Origin of the sequence: Lelliottia sp. RWM.1, from assembly GCF_016859735.1 — a bacterium.
GTDB lineage: Bacteria > Pseudomonadota > Gammaproteobacteria > Enterobacterales > Enterobacteriaceae > Enterobacter.
This window is the reverse complement of the sequence record NZ_WLVC01000031.1, coordinates 43,068-60,368: the sequence shown is the minus strand read 5'-3', so window position 1 is coordinate 60,368 and position 17,301 is coordinate 43,068. Positions and strand designations below refer to the sequence as shown.

Sequence of the window (17,301 nt, the reverse complement as noted above, 5' to 3'; positions counted from 1 at the left end):
AGCTCGTAGCGTTGAGCTGATTATTTCAGCGGGTAGTATAGCGTAAGAGTATGTAAATCTGCCAGAGGTCACATTTTAGCGGGAAATCGGTCGAAATTTGAGGCCAGGTCATGTCCGTATTGACCTGGCCTGAGTGATAATCAGGCGAGTTGAGGGGGAAGGCATACGCCTATGCCACCAATGCCGCAGTAGCCATATGGGTTTTTATGCAGATACTGCTGGTGGTCATCCTCTGCGTAGTAAAACGGGGTAGCGGTGACAATCTCCGTAGTGACCTGACGCGAGTCACCTGCATCGCGCATCGCATTCTGGAAGCGTTCCAGGCTGGCATGGGCGGCGCTATCTTGCTCTGGTGTGAGCGGGTAGATGGCTGAACGATACTGGGTTCCGTGGTCGTTGCCCTGACGCATACCCTGCGCCGGGTCATGGTTTTCCCAGAACACCTGCAGCAGTTGCTCATAGCTCATGACGGACGGGTCGTAGACCACACGTACAGCTTCGGCATGACCCGTTTCGCCTGAACACACTTCACGGTAGGTTGGATTTGGCGTGTAGCCCCCGGTGTAGCCTGCTGCGGTGCTGTAAACACCAGGCAGTTGCCAGAACAGGCGTTCAACGCCCCAGAAACAGCCCATGGCGAAGAGGGCAATCTCCATCCCCTCCGGGACATGCGTCATCGAATGATCGTTAACGGCGTGTAATGTTGCGACTGGCATTGGGGTGTTCCGTCCCGGTAATGCATCTGATTGAGAGATAAGATGCTTTTTGTCGAATAAACTCACGGTAGGGCCTCCCGGGCTGCGATGTTTCGGTTAAGGTTGTCACGAAGCGTTTAATTGAACACAATAAATGCGCTGAATGAGTCTAGATTTAATCATAAGAAATATTTGGGTGTTAAACCCTTTTTCAACCCACCGATTGGGTTTTGGGCTATTAAGCCGTATTGAGCCGCGGAGCGGTACTTCATTTGCTTCCAGGGGTGGAAACAAGGATATTCAGGAGAAAACGTGCCAAAGATCCGCCAGTTATGTTTGGTCAGTTTATTGCTGACAAGCGGAGTCGCCAGCGCGGCGAATGTCCGTTTGCAGGTTGAGGGGTTAACCGGGGCGCTGGAAAAAAACGTGCGTGCACAGTTGTCAACGATTCAAAGTGACGAGGTGACGCCGGACCGGCGTTTTCGTGCGCGTGTGGATGACGCAATCCGTGAAGGGTTGAAAGCGCTGGGCTACTACGAGCCCACCATCGATTTTGACCTCCGTCCGCCGCCGAAAAAGGGACGGCAGGTTCTGGTTGCACGTGTCTCACCAGGTGAACCCGTATTGATTGGCGGCACGGATGTCGTGCTGCGCGGCGGTGCGCGCACCGATCGGGATTATCTGGATCTGCTCAGCACACGGCCAAAAATTGGTACGGTGCTGGATCACGGCGACTACGATCATTTCAAAAAAGAGCTCACCACCGTTGCGTTGCGCAAGGGCTATTTCGACAGCCAATTCAATAAAAGCCAGTTGGGTGTTTCGCTGGACAGGCATCAGGCCTTCTGGGACATCGACTATGACAGCGGTGAACGATACCGCTTTGGCGATGTGACGTTTGAAGGCTCGCAAATCCGCGATGAGTATCTGCAAAACCTGATCCCGTTTAAAAAGGGGGATTACTACCAGTCCAAAGATTTGGCCGAATTAAACCGTCGCCTGTCGGCGACCGGATGGTTTAACTCAGTGGTCGTTGCTCCCGAATTTGATGATGCCCGCAAAACAAAGGTGTTACCGCTGCATGGCGTCGTTTCGCCACGCACCGAGAACACCATTGAAACCGGCCTGGGATATTCGACGGACGTTGGCCCACGGGTGAAAGCCACCTGGAAAAAACCGTGGATGAACGCCTACGGCCATAGCCTGACGACCAGCGCCAGTATCTCTGCGCCTGAGCAGCAACTGGATTTCAGCTATAAAATGCCACTGCTCAAAAACCCGCTTGAGCAGTATTACCTGCTACAGGGCGGCTTTAAACGCACCGATTTGAACGATACCGAACAGGACTCCACCACGCTTGCCGTGTCACGGTACTGGGATCTCTCCAGCGGATGGCAGCGCGCCATTAACCTGCGCTGGAGTCTTGACCACTTTACGCAGGCAAACGTCACTAACACCACCATGCTGCTCTACCCTGGCGTCATGATCAGCCGCACTCGCTCGCGCGGTGGGTTAATGCCCGTCTGGGGGGATTCACAACGTTATTCGATCGATTACTCCAACACGGCCTGGGGCTCAGACGTTGATTTCTCCGTGGTCCAGGCACAGAACGTCTGGATCCGTACTCTTTATAATAAACATCGCTTTGTGATGCGCGGCAACCTTGGCTGGATTGAAACCGGTGATTTTGAACGCGTTCCTCCAGACTTGCGTTTCTTTGCCGGGGGCGATCGCAGCATTCGTGGTTATAAGTACAAATCGATCTCGCCGGAAAATGATAAAGGCAAGTTGACGGGAGCATCCAAGCTGGCGACCGGCTCTCTGGAGTATCAGTACAACGTCACCGGAAAATGGTGGGGTGCGATGTTTGTTGATAGCGGCGAGGCGGTGAATGATATCCGTAAAAGCGATATTAAAACCGGCGCGGGTGTGGGGGTGCGCTGGCAGTCCCCTGTCGGGCCTATCAAGCTCGACTTCGCCGTTCCGGTAGGTGACAAAGACGAACACGGTTTACAGTTTTACATCGGTCTGGGGCCTGAATTATGAGTTTATGGAAGAAGATAAGCCTCGGGGTACTGATTTTTATCGTGCTGCTGCTCGGTACGGTGGCCTTTCTGGTCGGGACCACGACAGGTCTGCATCTGCTGTTTAATGCGGCGAACCGCTGGGTTCCTGGGCTTGACATTGGTCAGGTTACAGGCGGCTGGCGCGACTTGCGTCTGAAGAACATTCGTTACGAACAGCCTGGCGTGGCCGTTAACGCAGGTGAGTTTCATCTGGCAGTGAAGCTGAGTTGCTTGCGTGACAGCAGTTTGTGCGTAAACGACTTGTCGCTAAAAGATGTCAATGTGGCGATAGATTCGAAAAAAATGCCGGCATCAGCGCCCGTAGCGGAGGAAGATAGTGGCCCGCTGAATCTCTCCACCCCATATCCGATTGCGCTTTACCGGGTGGCGCTGAATAACGTCAACATCAAAATCGACGACACGACCGTTTCGGTGATGGATTTCACGTCAGGCCTGCGCTGGCAGGAGAAAAACCTCACCCTGACGCCCACCTCCCTGCAGGGACTGCTGATTGCACTGCCGAAAGTGGCGAAAGTGGCGCAGGAAGAGATCGTCGAACCTAAGATCCAGAATCCACAGCCGGAAGAAAAACCGCTGGGCGAGACGCTGAGCGAGCTCTTCTCGAAGCCCGTATTGCCTGAGATGACCGACGTTCACCTGCCGCTGAACCTCAATATTGAGGCATTTAAAGGCGAGCAGTTGCGACTGACGGGTGACACCGATCTGACGGTCTACAACATGCTGCTTAAAGTCAGCAGTATCGACGGCAACATGAAGCTTGATGCGCTGGATATTGATACTAATCAGGGCTCTGTTAACGCCACCGGTACTGCGTTACTGCGTGATAACTGGCCGGTGGATATCACCCTCAACAGCGCACTGAATATCGACCCGTTGAAGGGGGAAAAGGTGAAAGTGAAAGTCGGCGGTGCGCTGCGCGACAAGCTGGATGTGGGCATCAATCTTTCCGGTCCGGTGGATATGGTCCTGCGTGCGCAGACTCAACTGGCCGAAGCCGGATTGCCGATCAATGTTGATGTGGTTAGCCAGCAGTTGTACTGGCCATTTACCGGCGAAAAGCAGTTCCAGGCGGATGACCTGAAGTTGAAGCTGAGCGGCAAAATGACCGATTACACGCTGTCCTTCCGCACCGCGGTCAAAGGGCAGGGTGTGCCGCCTGCCACCATTACGCTGGATGCAAAAGGTAACGAAAAACAGGTCAATCTCGATAAACTGACGGTGGCGGCGCTGGAAGGAAAAACGGAACTGACTGCGCTGCTCGACTGGCAGCAGGCCATCAGCTGGCGCGGTGAGTTAAAACTGAGCGGCATCAACACCGCAAAAGAAGTGCCGGACTGGCCGTCAAAACTTGATGGCCTGATTAAAACACGCGGCAGTTTGTACGGCGGTAGCTGGCAGATGGATGTGCCGGAGATAAAAATCACCGGCAACGTGAAGCAGAATAAAGTCAACGTTGAAGGTTCGGTCAAAGGCAACAGCTATCTGCAATGGATCATCCCAGGGCTGCATGTTGCTCTGGGGCGTAATACTGCCGATATCAAAGGTGAGCTGGGCGTAAAAGATCTTAATCTTGATGCCACCATTGATGCACCGAATCTTGATAATGCCCTGCCAGGTTTGGGGGGGACAGCGAAAGGGCTGGTGAACGTTCGCGGTACGGTGGATGCCCCGCAACTGCTGGCGGATATTACGGCGAACAGCCTGCGCTGGCAGGAACTGTCTATTGCCCGCGTTCGCGTCCAGGGGGACGTAAAATCTGCCGATCAAATCGGCGGGAATCTGAATTTGCGCGTGGAGCGCATTTCGCAACCTGATGTCAATATTGGCCTGGTGACACTGGATGCCAAAGGCAATGAGAAACAGCACGAGCTCCAGTTGCGCGTGCAGGGGGAACCAGTGTCCGGGCAACTGCATTTGACCGGCAGTTTTGACCGCAAAGAGGAACGCTGGAGAGGGCAGTTGGATAACACCCGCTTCAACACCCCTGTGGGGCCGCTGGCGCTCTCCCGTTCTGTCGCGCTGGATTACCGTAATGCGGAACAGAAAATCAGTATTGGACCGCATTGCTGGGTGAACCCAAATGCGGAGCTGTGTGTTCCGCAGACAATTGATGCCGGTGCGGAAGGCCGCGCGCAGATCACACTCAACCGCTTTGACCTCGCCATGCTGAAACCCTTTATGCCGGAGACCACGCAAGCCAGCGGCATCTTTAGCGGTAAAGCGGATGTGGCATGGGATACCACCAAAGAGGGGCTACCCCAGGGAAGTGTGACCCTTTCCGGGCGTAACGTGAAGGTGACGCAGGTCGTTAACGATGCGCCGCTGCCGGTAGCATTTGATACGCTGAACCTGAGCGCAGATCTACATAACAACCGCGCCGAGCTTGGCTGGTTGATTAAGCTGACCAACAACGGTCAGCTCGACGGAAAAGTGCAGATTACCGATCCGCAAGGACGACGTAATCTGGGCGGCAACGTCAATATCCGCAACGTTAACCTGGCGATGGCGAATGCCATTTTCTCTCGTGGAGAAAAAGCCGCAGGGATGCTCAATGCCAATCTGCGTCTGGCAGGGAATGCGCAAAGCCCGCAACTGTTTGGGCAAATGCAGCTGAATGGTGTGGATATTGACGGCAACTTCATGCCGTTTGATATGCAGCCAAGTCAGATTGCGATGAACTTTAATGGTATGAGCTCGACGCTTGCCGGGGTGGTACGTACTCAGCAAGGACAAATCAACCTGAGTGGTGACGCCGACTGGAGCCAGCTTGATAACTGGCGCGCACGTATCGCGGCGAAGGGCAGTAAAGTGCGTATTACTGTGCCACCAATGGTCCGCCTGGATGTGTCGCCGGATGTGGTCTTTGAAGCTACGCCGAGCCTCTTCACTCTGGATGGCCGCGTGGACGTGCCGTGGGCGCGCATTGTGGTACATGACGTCCCGGAAAGCGCGGTGGGTGTCTCCAGCGATGAAGTTATGCTCAGTGATAATCTGAAACCGATCGAACAGAAGAGCGCGGGCATCCCGATCAATAGTAATCTTATTGTGCACGTGGGAAATAACGTGCGTCTCGATGCTTTTGGGCTGAAGGCGAGACTGACGGGCGATCTGAAAGTTGCGCAGGATAAACAGGGATTAGGTCTGAACGGGCAAATCAATATCCCTGAAGGACGTTTCCACGCGTATGGTCAGGATCTGATTGTGCGTAAAGGTGAGCTGTTGTTCTCCGGCCCACCGGATCAACCACTGTTGAATATCGAAGCGATCCGTAACCCTGATTCGACTGAAAACGAGGTGATTGCCGGTGTGCGTGTGACCGGGACCGCTGATGAACCGAAAGCCGAAATCTTCTCCGACCCGGCGATGTCTCAGCAGGAAGCGCTCTCTTACCTCCTGCGTGGGCAAGGTCTGGAAAGTGGTCAAAGTGACAGCGCAGCGATGACATCGATGTTAGTCGGCCTGGGGGTTGCACAAAGTGGTCAGGTTGTGGGTAAAATCGGCGAGACGTTTGGTGTAAGCAATCTGGCGCTGGATACCCAGGGCGTGGGTGACTCTTCGCAAGTGGTGGTCAGCGGCTATGTGCTGCCAGGTCTGCAGGTAAAATATGGTGTGGGGATCTTTGACTCACTGGCAACTCTCACGCTACGCTATCGCCTGATGCCTAAGCTATATCTGGAAGCAGTGTCTGGCGTAGACCAGGCACTGGATGTGCTCTATCAGTTTGAGTTTTAGCAATGCGAATATTTGTTTACGGCAGTTTACGCACCAAGCAGGGCAACAGTCACTGGATGACGAACGCCCAGTTGCTGGGAAATTACAATATCGAGAACTACCAGTTGTACAGTCTGGGCCACTATCCAGGCGCCGTTCCGGGAAATGGAACAGTACAGGGTGAAGTTTATCGTATTGATAATGCCACGCTTGCCGAACTTGATGCCTTGCGCACCAGGGGCGGTGAATACGCTCGCCAGTTGATCCAGACGCCATACGGGAGTGCATGGATGTACGTGTACCAACGTCCGGTCGAAGGGCTAACGCGGATTGAAAGCGGTAACTGGTTAGACAGAGACCAGTACTGAAAAAAAACAACGCCACCGTAAGGTGGCGTTGTTTTTTAGACCGTTTCCTGTCGCAGCTTAAAGAGTTGCACCGTATCCAGAAGCTGCTCGGCCTGACGATGCATCGCCTGTGCCGCCGCTGATGACTCCTGGGACAATGTGGCATTCTGCTGTGTCGCCGTGTCCATATGCGTTACCGCAACATTCACCTGATCGATTCCGGTGCTTTGCTCATGGCTGGCATGTGAAATCGCCTCGATCAATTCACTGACCTTGCTCACGCTGTGCAGGATATCCGCCATCGCCGCGCCCGCCTGTTTCACCTGGCCGTTACCGTCATCAATACGGCTCACCGAACGATCAATCAACACGCGAATATCTTTGGCAGCAGCGGAAGAACGCTGTGCGAGGGCGCGAACTTCAGCGGCAACGACGGCGAAACCACGTCCCTCGGTTCCCGCGCGTGCGGCTTCGACGGCAGCGTTAAGCGCCAGAATATTGGTCTGGAACGCGATGCTGTCGATCATACTGATAATCGTATTGATTTCGCTGGAGAAGGTGTGGATTTCGCTCATGGTCTGCACCGCACGCTCAACCGCTTCTTCACCCTGACGCGCGAACTGACGCGCGTTGCGGGCCAGGTCACTGGCCGTTCGTGAGTTTTCAGCGTTGCTTTTCACCACGGAGGTCAGCTGTTCCATCGATGCGGCAGTTTGCTCCAGCGCGCTGGCTTGTGCCTCGTTTCGTGATGACAGCTCATGGCTCCCGCTGGCAATTTGCGCAGACGCCGTGGCGATGGTTTCTGTGCCGCTGCGCACACCGGATACGATGCGGGTGAGGTTTTCGTTCATCTCCTGTAGCGCGCGCATCAGCTCAGCGGTCTCATCACGGCCCACAACGGTAAAGCGAGATTGCAGATCGCCTGCGGCAACGGTACGCGCGATGCTGACAGCCTGAGCCAGTGGACGGGTAATACTGCGAATCAGCCACCAGGTCACGAGCATCCCCGCAGCCAGCGTCAGTAACATGGCAAGCATTAGCATCCATTTTGTTTCCTGATACTTCGCCTGATTCTGAGCGATCGTCTGCTGGTGGAGCGTTTGTGCATGTTGCAGTGTGCGGGCCACCACCTCATCAATCATTTTGGTGGGTTCCCGGTCAATCCCCGTGACAAGCTTGTCGACACGCTGTGTGCTGGTGGCATCCCCTGTTTGATAGGAGGCCAGTGCAGCCAGGTATTTTTGCTCAAGCCCGGCGTGGATTTCGCGTGTTGCCAGCACCTGCTGGTTATCCATGCCAATTTTTGGCAGAAGTTCACTCAGATGCGTCAACAGCGTCTGGGTGTTTTTACTCTCGGTGATAAACGCATTTTTATACTTATCAAACGCCTCCTGTCCCTGAGCGCCACGAATGAGCGTGTTTTTCCACTCCTGAACCTGAATTTTGAATTGAACCTGAGCGTTTCTCGCGGTATCGATGCTGTCGGTGATGGTTTGTTCCATCGCCATAATCTGTTCGTTTTGCGCCCGGCTGTCGCTGTTAATCACCAGGCCACGCAGGCCGGTAAAGAGCGTCGCAAGCAGCAGAAGCGACGCCAAAAGCCCCAGGCGTTGTCCAATAGTGAGTGTATTGAGTTTCATGTTTTCCCGTTCTGTGAAAATGCGATCGCGGTCACGTCACGGGAGGTATCGACCTGCGGCAGGCAGACTTTAAGGGGGGAAAGCAGGGGTAAGGCAGGAAAAAAGCGCTATCTAATTAATATCGTGAGACAAAATATCTTTATGACGTTTTTGTGACAATTTCAGCCTACAAAAAAGCCCCGACTGGCGGGGCTTAGAAACAGGGGGCAGAATTACTTCTTAGCGCGTTCGAAGGACGCAATGATTTCAGCTTTCGCAGCTTCAGCATTGTCCCAACCGTCAACTTTAACCCATTTGCCTTTTTCGAGATCTTTGTAGTGCTCGAAGAAGTGAGTGATCTGTGCTTTCAGCAATTCTGGCAGGTCGTTCACATCTTTGATGTGATCGTACTCTTTGCTCAGTTTGGTGTGCGGTACAGCAACCAGTTTCGCATCTTCACCAGATTCGTCGGTCATTTTCAGAACGCCAACTGGACGGCAGCGGATCACTGAACCAGGTTCCAGTGGGTACGGCGTTGGGACCAGAACGTCAACCGGGTCACCGTCCAGAGACAGGGTGTGGTTGATGTAGCCGTAGTTGCACGGATAGAACATCGCGGTAGACATGAAACGGTCAACGAACAGTGCGCCGCTCTCTTTGTCCACTTCGTATTTGATTGGATCTGCGTTAGCCGGGATTTCGATAACAACGTAGATGTCTTCTGGCAGTTCTTTACCCGCAGGGACGTTGAGTAAGCTCATGTCTGTGTCCTTTAAAATGTATGGTAAACAAGTGGCAGGTATTATAGCCAACTCGCGCTGAAAGTCTTCGCCTGTTTTCGCCTTCTCTCTCCGTTCATCCCACTTTTCAGACCGATTCCATGACAGGAAAATCCATAAACTCAGTTGCATTTTTCATGGCTGAATGAAAGCGATTACAAACTTGTGATTAACGTTTTATTCACTTTTCTGAAGTGTGATGTAACGCAATCCGTTACATCTCGCATTGTCTATAGTTTTTTCGCAGAACATCTTTTATCCAACAATAATCTACCCTACGAGGACGCACTTATGTGGAAGCGTTTACTTCTAGTCACAGCAGTTTCGGCAGCCATGTCGTCTATGGTGATGGCTGCACCCTTAACCGTAGGATTTTCGCAGGTAGGCTCGGAGTCAGGCTGGCGAGCGGCTGAAACCAGCGTTGCGAAAAGCGAAGCTCAAAAACGCGGCATCACGCTGAAAATCGCCGATGGCCAGCAAAAACAAGAGAACCAAATCAAAGCAGTACGCTCCTTTATCGCTCAGGGTGTCGATGCCATCTTCATCGCCCCTGTGGTAGCAACGGGTTGGGAGCCCGTCCTGAAGGAAGCCAAAGATGCTGAAATTCCGGTCTTCCTGCTCGATCGTTCCATCGATGTAAAAGACAAATCTCTCTATATGACCACCGTGACCGCTAACAACATTCTTGAGGGGCAGTTGATTGGTGACTGGCTGGTGAAACAGGTTGATGGCAAGCCGTGTAACGTGGTCGAGCTGCAAGGTACGGTAGGGGCGAGCGTGGCCATCGACCGTAAAAAAGGGTTTGCTGAGGCTATCGCCAACGCGCCAAACATCAAAATCATCCGCTCTCAGTCCGGTGACTTTACCCGCAGTAAGGGCAAAGAAGTCATGGAAAGCTTTATCAAGGCTGAAAACAACGGCAAGAACATCTGTATGGTTTACGCCCATAACGACGACATGGTGATCGGGGCGATTCAGGCCATTAAAGAGGCGGGTCTGAAGCCGGGCAAAGATATCCTCACCGGCTCTATCGACGGCGTACCGGATATCTATAAAGCGATGATGGCAGGTGAAGCGAACGCCAGCGTAGAGCTGACTCCAGACATGGCTGGCCCGGCGTTTGATGCACTCGAAAAGTACAAAAAAGACGGCACGCTGCCTGAGAAACTGACTATCACCAAATCCACACTCTATCTGCCTGATACCGCGAAAGAAGAGTTAGAGAAGAAGAAAAATATGGGCTACTGATGCCCGTCCCCCTCTCCCCTTTGGGGAGAGGGTCAGGGTGAGGGGGACGTTATGACCACAGAACAACACCAGGAGATCCTCCGCACAGAAGGATTAAGCAAATTTTTCCCCGGCGTGAAGGCGCTGGATAACGTCGATTTCAGTCTGCGACGTGGTGAAATCATGGCGTTGCTCGGAGAAAATGGTGCGGGGAAATCGACGCTCATCAAAGCATTAACCGGCGTCTACCATGCCGATCGCGGCACGATCTGGCTTGAGGGCCAGGCAATTTCGCCCAAAAACACCGCTCATGCCCAGCAGTTAGGCATCGGGACGGTCTATCAGGAAGTGAACCTGCTGCCGAATATGTCAGTAGCGGATAATCTGTTCATTGGCCGCGAACCGAAGCGATTTGGCTTGATCCATCGCAAAGAGATGGAAGCGCGGGCGACGCAGTTGATGGCCTCTTATGGTTTTTCGCTGGATGTGCGCGAACCGCTCAACCGCTTCTCTGTGGCGATGCAGCAGATTGTCGCTATTTGTCGCGCCATCGATCTCTCGGCGAAGGTGTTGATCCTGGATGAGCCAACTGCCAGTCTCGATACCCAGGAAGTTGAGATGCTCTTCACCCTGATGCGTCAGTTGCGTGACCAGGGCGTGAGCTTGATCTTCGTGACCCATTTTCTCGATCAGGTGTATGAGGTCAGCGATCGTATTACTGTGCTGCGTAATGGCGGCTTTGTGGGCTGCCGTGAAACCCGCGAGTTGCCGCAAATTGAGCTGGTGAAAATGATGCTGGGTCGTGAACTGGATACCCATGCGCTTCAGCGAGCCGGTCGCACGTTATTAAGTGATAAGCCGGTCGCGGCATTCAGTGACTTCGGTAAAAAAGGGGTCATCTCTCCCTTCAGTCTGGAGGTTCGTCCCGGCGAGATTGTGGGCCTGGCCGGATTGTTAGGGTCAGGGCGCACCGAAACTGCCGAGGTGATCTTCGGGATCAAGCCTGCCGACAGCGGTCGCGCGTTAATTAGAGGCAAGCCGCAAACCCTGCGTTCACCTCATCAGGCATCCTGTCTTGGTGTGGGTTTTTGCCCGGAAGATCGTAAAACGGACGGCATCATTGCCGCCGCGTCGGTGCGGGAAAATATCATTCTGGCCTTACAGGCGCAGCGTGGATGGTTAAGACCGATCCCCCGCAAGGAGCAGAATGCCATTGCCGAGCGTTTTATTCGTCAGCTCGGTATTCGCACGCCGAGCGCGGAACAACCCATTGAGTTTCTCTCCGGTGGTAACCAGCAGAAGGTGCTGCTTTCCCGCTGGCTGCTGACCAAACCCCAGTTTCTGATCCTTGATGAGCCTACGCGCGGTATCGATGTGGGCGCGCATGCAGAGATCATCAGGCTCATTGAAACCTTGTGCGCCGATGGGCTGGCGTTATTGGTCATCTCTTCCGAACTTGAAGAGCTGGTTGGCTATGCCGATCGCGTCATTATTATGCGCGATCGCAAGCAGGTGGCAGAGATCCCGCTGGATAAACTGTCTGTTCCGGCGATCATGAATGCCATTGCGGCATAAGGAGTACCGCGTGATGCCCCGTTCTCTTCCCCAGACTGGAGAGTCAAAGCGCCGCTTTAACTGGCCGACCGGCACGCCGCAGATCGCGGCGCTCTTGCTGGTGCTGCTGGTGGATAGCCTTGTCGCGCCACATTTCTTCCAGATTATTGTGCAGGATGGCCGCCTGTTTGGCAGCCCGATCGACATCTTAAACCGCGCTGCACCTGTCGCGCTGCTGGCAATAGGTATGACGCTGGTGATTGCGACGGGTGGGATCGACCTCTCCGTTGGCGCGGTGATGGCCATCTCTGGTGCGACGGCCGCGTCGATGACCGTGGCCGGGCACAGTTTGCCAGTGGTTCTGCTGGCCGCGTTAGGAACCGGTGTGCTGGCCGGATTATGGAACGGCATTCTGGTGGCGATACTTAAGATCCAGCCGTTTGTCGCAACGCTGATTCTGATGGTGGCCGGTCGCGGAGTGGCGCAATTGATCACCTCCGGGCAGATTGTCACCTTCGATTCTCCCAGCCTTGCGTGGATCGGCAGCGGCAAGCTGTTCTTCTTCCCCACACCGGTCATTATTGCCCTGGTGACGCTGCTGGTGTTCTGGCTTTTCACCCGCAAAACGGCGCTCGGCATGTTTATTGAAGCCGTAGGGATCAACATTCGGGCTGCAAGAAATGCCGGGGTGAATACCCGTCTGATGGTCATGCTGACCTATGTGCTCAGCGGTGTGTGTGCTGCCATTGCCGGTGTGATCGTTGCGGCAGATATTCGCGGTGCGGATGCCAATAACGCCGGATTATGGCTGGAGCTGGATGCGATCCTGGCGGTGGTGATTGGCGGCGGCTCGCTGATGGGAGGCCGCTTCAACCTGCTGTTGTCGGTGATGGGGGCACTCATTATCCAGGGGATGAACACGGGCATTTTGCTTTCCGGCTTCCAGCCAGAGCTGAACCAGGTGGTTAAGGCCGTTGTGGTGCTGATTGTGCTCATCGTCCAGTCGCCGCGGTTTATCAGCCTCATCAAGGGGATTCGTGGTCATGATAAAACGTAATTTGCCATTAATGATTACGCTGGGCGTGTTTGTGCTGGGCTATCTCTATTGCCTGACGCAGTTCCCCGGTTTTGCTTCTACGCGCGTCATCTGCAATATCCTGACGGATAACGCCTTTTTAGGCATTATCGCCGTTGGGATGACCTTCGTGATCCTCTCCGGCGGGATAGATCTCTCCGTGGGCTCTGTGATCGCCTTTACCGGCGTATTTCTGGCGAAAGCGATTGGTTTCTGGGGGATCTCGCCGCTGCTGGCCTTCCCACTGGTGTTAGCGATGGGCTGCGCATTCGGCGCGTTTATGGGGTTGTTGATCGATGCCCTGAAGATCCCGGCGTTTATCATCACGCTGGCGGGGATGTTCTTTCTGCGTGGCGTGAGCTATCTGGTTTCGGAGGAATCGATACCGATCAACCATCCCATTTACGACACGCTCTCAAGCCTGGCCTGGAAAATCCCTGGTGGCGGTCGGTTAAGTGCGATGGGGCTGCTGATGCTCGGTGTCGTGATCATCGGTATTTTTCTCGCGCACCGTACCCGGTTTGGTAATCAGGTTTATGCCATTGGCGGCAGTGCGACCTCGGCAAACCTGATGGGGATCTCTACCCGCAGTACGACGATCCGCATTTATATGCTTTCGACCGGGCTGGCGACGCTGGCGGGTATTGTGTTCTCCATTTATACCCAGGCGGGCTATGCGCTGGCGGGTGTTGGGGTCGAACTGGATGCCATCGCATCGGTGGTGATCGGCGGGACGCTGCTCAGCGGGGGGGTAGGAACGGTGCTGGGCACGCTGTTTGGCGTGGCGATCCAGGGGCTGATCCAGACCTACATTAACTTCGACGGAACGCTCAGTTCGTGGTGGACGAAAATTGCCATTGGCATTCTGCTGTTCATTTTTATTGCGCTGCAGCGAGGTCTGACGGTGCTTTGGGAGAACCGCCAAAGCTCGCCTGTTACACGCGTCAGCACATCAGCAACAAAGTTATAACACCATGAATTTGCTTAAAGTCTAAACATTTTCCGGTAGCGGCCGATACTCTTTTTTTATGCCCAGAAATATCTCGCTACCGGAAATAACATCATGCTTAAAACGCTATCGATTCGTACCGGCTTGCTTTCGTTACTGGCCGTTATGACCCTTCTGCTGCTGATTGTCAGCGGCATTGGCATTTATGCCCTCACACAGAGTTCTTCCTCACTCCAGCGCATCAACCACCTTCAGGGTGAGCAAATGGTGCAGCTGAATTCTGGCTATACGTTGATCCTGCGCGCGCGCAATGAAGCGGGTCAGGCCGTTCGTATGATGGAGATCGGCATGCTGGACGATGCCGCCAAATCCGTTAAAAACATTAATCAGGAAGTTGCTCAGGCGCAGAAAACGCTGAAAGGTGTGATTGATGGCGGTGTTGCGGATACGGAGGGGCAGCAACTGCTGGGCAAGGTTGCGACCAGCTTTGCGGCGTATAACGAGCAGGGGATCAATCCAATGCTTACCGCTCTGAATCAGCAAAGTGCTGATAGCTATTACGATCTGCTGGAGAACAAGCTGATCCCGGTGGCGAAACAGTTTGATAATGATATGCAGACGTTCCAGGCGTGGAGTGAAGCGCGTGGTAAGGCGGAAGTGAGCGCCGTGCAGTCGAGCAAAACTCGCGTGCTGATCCTGATTATCGTCGCGGCGTTGTTGACGGCGGGGATTATTGTGCTGGCCTGGCTGGTGCTGCGCCATATGCTGCTCAAGCCCCTGTCGGACTCGATTTCACAGCTGGAGCACGTTGCCGCAGGTGACTTAACGCACACCCTGAATGCCCCTGCGAGCCAGGAGTTCAACCGTCTGAACACGGCGATTGAGGAGATGCGTCAGTCATTGATGAATTCGGTGTTGCGCGTGCGCGATGCCAGTTCTCAGATTGATACCGGCAGCCGGGAACTGACTGCTGGCAATATCAACCTTGCCCAGCGGACGGAATCTACGGCGACATCACTGGAGCAGACGGCGGCCAGCATGGAAGAGATTACCGCCACGGTGAAACAAAACGCGGATAACGCCGAGCAGGCGCATCAGATGGCGAAGTCGGTTTCCGACACCGCCGATCACGGTAGCGAAATGGTTTGCTACGTGATTGAGAAAATGCGCGATATCTCCGGTAGCTCTGCGCGTATTGCCGACATCCTGAGCGTTATCGACGGTATCGCCTTCCAGACCAATATCCTTGCACTCAACGCCTCCGTTGAAGCGGCACGTGCGGGTGAGCAGGGGCGCGGCTTTGCGGTTGTTGCCGGGGAAGTTCGCAATCTGGCCAGCCGAAGTGCCGATGCAGCGAAAGAGATTCGCACACTGATCAGCGATTCTCAAACCCACGTGAATGAAGGTAGCGAACTCGCACAGCAGGCGGGTGAAACGATGGATGAAATTGCGACCGAAGTGCTGCGCATGACCAAACTGATGCGTGAGATCGCCACGGCATCGCAGGAACAAAGCCGGGGTATTGAGCAGGTGAATATCGCTGTGAATCAGATGGACGAAACCGCACAGCAAAATGCGGCGCTGGTACAACAGTCTTCAGCTGCAACGCGTTCGCTCGAAGATCAATCACGCGAACTGATGGAAGCTATGTCATCCTTCAAGCTGACGGCACAATCTGCCTGACGGTAATAGCAACCCCTGTGGCGTTACCGACCAGGGGTTATATCGGTGCAGAATTCACTGCACCGATATTGTCATGAATATCGCCCATTAATATTTCCAGCGAGTGGGTTAAGGCCAGTGCTTTATCGGTAGGCTCCAGGTATAAACCTTTACGAAGAAATAGCGGCTCGTCAAAGAGCTGATTAAAGCGTTTTAATGCAAGACTCACCGCCGGACGAGACATCTCCAGTCGTACTGAGGCTTTGGCCATACTGCCGCATCTCACCACTTCAATAAAAACAGGAATAAGATTTAAGTCGATACCGGTATTTGCACGGGAAAAGTTTTTCATCACGATTATGCTCTGCGAAATATTTAAGAAACTGCTCAGAAATAATGCGTGAGTGAGTCGAGATATTAAAGCGCGATTTTTATATTCATTTATACGTTAAAATATATAAATGAAAAGGGAGCCAGACTGGCTCCCTCTCTTTTACCAACCCCAGTTACAGCGTTATCACTGTTTCCGGGGATTCATTCGTTTACCGCTTTGACGCAGCCTGAATGAGGTTGTGCTGGTGTTCGTCATGCGTCGGGGAATTCGCGGATGAAGCGTTCAACGTCTTCAACCATATGATCATTACCCACAAAGAACGAACGGCGCTGGTGCAGGCTTTCCGGAGTGATATCCAGAATACGCTCTTTACCATCACTGGCTTTACCGCCGGCCTGTTCAGCCAGGAACGCCATCGGATTGCACTCGTACAGCAAACGCAGTTTCCCTTCCGGGTGGCTGGCGGTGCTTGGATAGAGGTAAATGCCACCTTTCAACAGGTTACGATGGAAGTCTGCCACCAGAGAACCGATATAACGGGAGGTATACGGGCGCTGGGTGGATTTATCTTCTTCCTGGCAGAATTTGATGTACTTCTTCACACCATTCGGGAACTTGATGTAGTTGCCTTCATTGATGGAGTAAGTGCTGCCTTTCTGCGGATAACGCATACGCTCCTGGCAAAGGCAGAAGACCCCCAGTGACGGATCGTAGGTAAAGGCATGCACGCCGCACCCGGTGGTATAAACCAGCATGGTGGACGAACCATACACGACGTATCCGGCAGCAACTTGTTTGCTGCCCGGTTGCAGGAAATCTTCTTCAGTAACCGGTGTGCCAACAGGTGTGACGCGACGATAAATGGAGAAAATTGTGCCGACAGAAACGTTAACGTCGATGTTAGAGGAGCCATCCAGCGGGTCCATCAGTACAACGTATTTTGCGTGTTCGCAGCCTTCGAAAACGACAATTTCATCTTCTTCTTCAGAGGCGATACCCGCAACGATGTCGCGTGCGCGCAGTGCAGCTTTCAGTTTTTCATTCGCGAACAGGTCGAGTTTTTGTTGCACCTCGCCCTGAACGTTTTCGGCACCGCTTGCACCCAGGATATCGACCAGACCGGCCTTGTTGATATCACGGTGGATGATCTTAGCGCCCAGCTTTATTGCCGACAGCAAAGCAGTGAGCTCACCCGTAGCATGAGAAAACTCGTGCTGCTTTTCGACAATAAATTCACCTAACGTTTTCATAACACTTTCCCT

At 53.7% G+C, this 17,301-nt stretch carries 13 protein-coding genes; 8 read left to right on the top strand and 5 right to left on the bottom strand.

Going from position 1 to position 17,301, the window contains the following annotated elements:
- Positions 1-140 precede the first annotated feature (140 nt).
- Complete coding sequence (msrA, locus tag GF617_RS19085; RefSeq protein ID WP_203452270.1) at positions 141-782, bottom strand: peptide-methionine (S)-S-oxide reductase MsrA; 642 nt, start codon at positions 780-782, stop codon at positions 141-143.
- A 225-nt stretch (positions 783-1,007) separates the two neighbouring features.
- On the opposite strand from msrA, the gene tamA reads away from it, so the two are divergent.
- The 3 genes from tamA to GF617_RS19070 are packed head-to-tail and all read left to right on the top strand — an operon-like array spanning position 1,008 to position 6,861.
- A complete protein-coding gene (gene tamA, locus GF617_RS19080) occupies positions 1,008-2,741 on the top strand; it encodes an autotransporter assembly complex protein TamA (RefSeq protein WP_203452269.1) in 1,734 nt (577 codons plus the stop codon).
- Positions 2,738-6,514 (top strand): autotransporter assembly complex protein TamB, encoded by a 3,777-nt coding sequence (tamB, locus tag GF617_RS19075; protein ID WP_203452268.1) that lies wholly within the window; start codon positions 2,738-2,740, stop codon positions 6,512-6,514. The genes tamA and tamB overlap by 4 nt, the downstream gene beginning before the upstream one ends.
- A 2-nt stretch (positions 6,515-6,516) precedes the next feature.
- Positions 6,517-6,861 carry a gamma-glutamylcyclotransferase gene (locus GF617_RS19070; protein WP_014068657.1) on the top strand — a complete coding sequence of 115 codons (345 nt, stop codon included), beginning with the start codon at positions 6,517-6,519 and terminating at the stop codon, positions 6,859-6,861.
- 35 nt (positions 6,862-6,896) lie between these two features.
- Here the strand turns inward: GF617_RS19070 and GF617_RS19065 are convergent, their stop codons facing one another.
- Positions 6,897-8,480, bottom strand: a complete 1,584-nt coding sequence (locus GF617_RS19065) for a methyl-accepting chemotaxis protein (RefSeq protein WP_203452267.1) — start codon at positions 8,478-8,480, stop codon at positions 6,897-6,899.
- Positions 8,481-8,692: 212 nt separating this feature from the next.
- On the bottom strand, positions 8,693-9,220 hold the full coding sequence (gene ppa / locus GF617_RS19060; protein ID WP_181622003.1) for an inorganic diphosphatase: 528 nt from the start codon (positions 9,218-9,220) through the stop codon (positions 8,693-8,695).
- A 309-nt stretch (positions 9,221-9,529) separates the two neighbouring features.
- Here ppa and ytfQ point away from each other — a divergent pair, with 309 nt between their 5' ends.
- From ytfQ to GF617_RS19035, 5 genes are all read left to right on the top strand, one after another.
- Positions 9,530-10,486 carry a galactofuranose ABC transporter substrate-binding protein YtfQ gene (gene ytfQ / locus GF617_RS19055; protein ID WP_181622004.1) on the top strand — a complete coding sequence of 319 codons (957 nt, stop codon included), beginning with the start codon at positions 9,530-9,532 and terminating at the stop codon, positions 10,484-10,486.
- Positions 10,487-10,537: 51 nt separating this feature from the next.
- Positions 10,538-12,040, top strand: coding sequence for a galactofuranose ABC transporter, ATP-binding protein YtfR (gene ytfR, locus GF617_RS19050; RefSeq protein ID WP_203452266.1), 1,503 nt, complete (start codon positions 10,538-10,540; stop codon positions 12,038-12,040).
- A gap of 10 nt (positions 12,041-12,050) precedes the next feature.
- On the top strand, positions 12,051-13,076 hold the full coding sequence (gene ytfT / locus GF617_RS19045) for a galactofuranose ABC transporter, ATP-binding protein YtfT (protein ID WP_181622006.1): 1,026 nt from the start codon (positions 12,051-12,053) through the stop codon (positions 13,074-13,076).
- A complete protein-coding gene (gene yjfF, locus GF617_RS19040) occupies positions 13,063-14,064 on the top strand; it encodes a galactofuranose ABC transporter, permease protein YjfF (RefSeq protein ID WP_203452265.1) in 1,002 nt (333 codons plus the stop codon). The genes ytfT and yjfF overlap by 14 nt, the downstream gene beginning before the upstream one ends.
- A gap of 93 nt (positions 14,065-14,157) precedes the next feature.
- Positions 14,158-15,726, top strand: a complete 1,569-nt coding sequence (locus GF617_RS19035) for a methyl-accepting chemotaxis protein (protein WP_181622008.1) — start codon at positions 14,158-14,160, stop codon at positions 15,724-15,726.
- Between the two features lie 37 nt (positions 15,727-15,763).
- Here GF617_RS19035 and GF617_RS19030 read toward each other — a convergent pair whose 3' ends face one another.
- Both GF617_RS19030 and fbp read right to left on the bottom strand, forming a co-directional pair.
- Positions 15,764-16,057: a LysR family transcriptional regulator gene (locus GF617_RS19030; protein WP_181622009.1), complete on the bottom strand. Its 294-nt coding sequence runs from the start codon at positions 16,055-16,057 to the stop codon at positions 15,764-15,766.
- 233 nt (positions 16,058-16,290) lie between these two features.
- A complete protein-coding gene (gene fbp, locus GF617_RS19025; protein ID WP_181622010.1) occupies positions 16,291-17,289 on the bottom strand; it encodes a class 1 fructose-bisphosphatase in 999 nt (332 codons plus the stop codon).
- Positions 17,290-17,301: the final 12 nt, after the last annotated feature.

Bases quoted from the DNA above. Each gene is read 5' to 3' on its own strand.
- tamB (WP_203452268.1), top strand. From the start codon at position 2,738: ATGAGTTTATGGAAGAAGATAAGCCTCGGGGTACTGATTTTTATCGTG.
- yjfF (WP_203452265.1), top strand. From the start codon at position 13,063: ATGATAAAACGTAATTTGCCATTAATGATTACGCTGGGCGTGTTTGTG.
- GF617_RS19030 (WP_181622009.1), bottom strand. From the start codon at position 16,057: ATGAAAAACTTTTCCCGTGCAAATACCGGTATCGACTTAAATCTTATT.
- ppa (WP_181622003.1), bottom strand. From the start codon at position 9,220: ATGAGCTTACTCAACGTCCCTGCGGGTAAAGAACTGCCAGAAGACATC.
- GF617_RS19035 (WP_181622008.1), top strand. From the start codon at position 14,158: ATGCTTAAAACGCTATCGATTCGTACCGGCTTGCTTTCGTTACTGGCC.
- fbp (WP_181622010.1), bottom strand. From the start codon at position 17,289: ATGAAAACGTTAGGTGAATTTATTGTCGAAAAGCAGCACGAGTTTTCT.
- ytfQ (WP_181622004.1), top strand. From the start codon at position 9,530: ATGTGGAAGCGTTTACTTCTAGTCACAGCAGTTTCGGCAGCCATGTCG.
- GF617_RS19065 (WP_203452267.1), bottom strand. From the start codon at position 8,480: ATGAAACTCAATACACTCACTATTGGACAACGCCTGGGGCTTTTGGCG.
- ytfR (WP_203452266.1), top strand. From the start codon at position 10,538: ATGACCACAGAACAACACCAGGAGATCCTCCGCACAGAAGGATTAAGC.
- GF617_RS19070 (WP_014068657.1), top strand. From the start codon at position 6,517: ATGCGAATATTTGTTTACGGCAGTTTACGCACCAAGCAGGGCAACAGT.